We start from the raw sequence: 2,421 nt of genomic DNA, 5'->3' as shown, positions 1-2,421 counted from the left end.
GGCCCGGTCGAGGGCAGCCGCGTCCCCCGCGGCAGCCGCCGGCGCGAACGCGCCGCCCCCGACGAGGGCACCCTCGTCACCGCCTGCGACACCGTGACCGTCGCCCTGCGGCACGGCCTGGAGGCCGTCGACATCCTGAGACTGCGCCGCGCCTGCGGAGTCGTCCTGCAGAGCCGCAACGGCAGCACCGTCTCCTTCCTCGTCCCGGCCGGCACCTGGGAGACCTGGCACCTGCCCGGCAGCTCCTGTACCGCGGGCGCGCTCGTGCCCGTCGCCACCGACCCGCGCTGGGTGATCCCGCCCTCCGGCGTCGGCCGCACCGCGCGCCCCACTGACGCCTGGGTGCTCCGCTCCGCCCTCTGCGAGGCCGCCTGCACGCTCACCGCAGGCGGCCTCGGCCCGTTCTAGCAGGCGTACCGCGCGGATCCCGCCGGGCCCGTGAGCCTCCGGCCGGGTCCCCGCGGCACGCCCCTGACCTGTGGGTGTCCCTCCACGGCGGCGATAATGGCCGGCATGGGACGAAGCAGCAGAGCCGCGCGCGGCCCGGAGCCGGCGGCCACCACCGGACCGGGCGGACGCACCCACGCCCAGGGCCCGCTCAGCCGTCCTGTCGGCTCGGGCCTGGCCGAGCTGCGCCCGGACCGCGACCGCCCCGCCGCCTGGTCGCTGCTGATCGACGGCGCCCCGCAGTCCCTGGTCGACCTCGCCGACCCCACCCACCTCGGCTTCGAGTACCAGCGCCGGCTCGGCCACCTGATCGACCTGGTCGCCCCGCCCGGCCGCCCGCTCACCGTCCTGCACCTCGGCGGCGGAGCCCTCACCCTGGCCCGCTACACCGCCGCGACGCGGCCGCGCTCCCGCCAGCAGGTCGCCGAGATCGACACCGCGCTCACCGAACTCGTCCGCGCCGAACTCCCGTTGGAGCGCGGCTGGCAGATCAAGGTGCGTGGCGCGGACGCCCGCAGCGTGCTGGAACGCACCCCCGAAGGCAGCGTCGACCTGGTGATCACCGATGTCTTCTCCGGGGCTCGCACCCCGGCCCACTGCACCACCGTCGAGTTCACCACCCTCGCCGCCCGCGCCCTGGCCCCCGGCGGTTGGTACACCGCCAACATCGCCGACGGCGGGGCCCTGCCCTTCGCCCGCTCCCAGGTCGCCACCCTCGGCGCGGTCTTCCCCGAACTGTGCCTGATCGCCGACCCCGCCGTGCTGCGCGGCAAGCGCTTCGGCAACGTCGTCCTGGCCGCCGCCCACACCCCGCTCCCGATCGCCGACCTCACCCGCCGCGCCGCCTCCGACTCCGCCCACGCCCGGGTCGAACACGGCCGCGCCCTCACCGACTTCGCGGCCGGCGCCACCCCGGCGACGGACGCCACGGCGGCTCCGTCCCCGGAACCGCCGCCGGGGGTGTTCCGCTGACGGCCCGCCCGTCGCCGCACGGGCACCGGGGCCGAAGGCCCAACGCGGGTGGGCCGCGTCAACCCGCCGAGCCTGTCCCCGGGCAGCCATCGTCCCGCGCGTCCGCCGGTGCTCCTCCGCGCCGAGTCGCCCGCCGTAAAACCGTTGGCGGACGACCGAGTCGCGGCCGACAATGGCGCTGCCATCCGGCCACCGACCCGAAGGGGGCGCCATGGAGATCAGACCGGCCCGGCCGGAGGAGGCCGCGCTGCTGACCGGCATCGCGCTGCGGGCCAAGGCGTACTGGGGCTACGACGAGGCGTTCATGGCCGCCTGCCGGGCGGAGCTGGCCGTGGACGCCGGCGTGATCGAGCGGTCGACCACGATGGTGGCCGAGGACGGTGGCCGGGTGCTGGGGTTCGTCTCGCTCTCCGGTGCACCGCCGACCGGGTCGCTGGACCTGCTCTTCGTCGAGCCCGAGTCGATCGGCCGCGGCATCGGCCGCGCGCTGTTCGAGCAGGCCCGGAGCCTTGCCGTGGCGTTCGGCCTGCGCCGGCTCACCATCGACTCCGACCCGAACGCCGAGCCGTTCTACCTGGCGATGGGGGCCACCCGGATCGGCAGCACCCCGTCCGGCTCGATCCCGGGGCGTGAACTCCCGCAGCTGGTCCTGGACCTGGCGACGCCGTAGGCAGGGGGCCGGCCGCCGCCCGGGCCCGCTCAGTGGCCGCGGGGCAGTCCGCGGTGCTTGCACATGGCCGCCCCGGTGAGCAGCAGCCCGGCGGCGATGGGGGCGAGGACGGCGGTCGCGGTGGCGGGGCCGTCACCGGAGGTGGCCGCCGCGGCGGTGCCGACGATGGCCACCGGTTCGGGATTCCTGCCGCCGCCCGGTACGGCGGGAGCCGTGGAGCCGGGCGTCCGGTCGGGCCCGGTGACGGGCGCGGCCTCGTCGACGGCCGTGGCCGCCGCCTCCTGGACCACCGGTCCGTCCGTGGCCTCGCGCTGCCGGGGGGCGGTGGGGCG

At 77.0% G+C, this 2,421-nt stretch carries 3 protein-coding genes and 1 pseudogene; 3 read left to right on the top strand and 1 reads right to left on the bottom strand.

The features are described from left to right. The 3 genes from KS423_RS43515 to KS423_RS43505 all read left to right on the top strand — a co-directional run. The coding region (locus KS423_RS43515; protein WP_263455838.1) for a hypothetical protein at positions 1–408 on the top strand (408 nt) is incomplete at its 5' end. A gap of 105 nt (positions 409–513) precedes the next feature. After that, entirely contained in the window at positions 514–1,419 is a 906-nt protein-coding gene (locus KS423_RS43510; protein WP_224285216.1) for a spermidine synthase, read from the top strand. Positions 1,420–1,630: 211 nt separating this feature from the next. After that, complete coding sequence (locus KS423_RS43505; protein ID WP_224285215.1) at positions 1,631–2,089, top strand: GNAT family N-acetyltransferase; 459 nt, start codon at positions 1,631–1,633, stop codon at positions 2,087–2,089. Between the two features lie 29 nt (positions 2,090–2,118). On the opposite strand, the pseudogene KS423_RS43500 reads toward KS423_RS43505, so the two are convergent. Next, positions 2,119–2,421 (bottom strand): annotated as a pseudogene (locus KS423_RS43500) (hypothetical protein); the annotation flags it as partial.

The organism is Streptomyces sp. LS1784 (assembly GCF_020103755.1).
Taxonomy (GTDB): domain Bacteria; phylum Actinomycetota; class Actinomycetes; order Streptomycetales; family Streptomycetaceae; genus Kitasatospora.
This window is presented reverse-complemented; position numbering and strand designations above follow the sequence as displayed.

Bases quoted from the DNA above. Each gene is read 5' to 3' on its own strand.
- KS423_RS43510 (WP_224285216.1), top strand. From the start codon at position 514: ATGGGACGAAGCAGCAGAGCCGCGCGCGGCCCGGAGCCGGCGGCCACC.
- KS423_RS43505 (WP_224285215.1), top strand. From the start codon at position 1,631: ATGGAGATCAGACCGGCCCGGCCGGAGGAGGCCGCGCTGCTGACCGGC.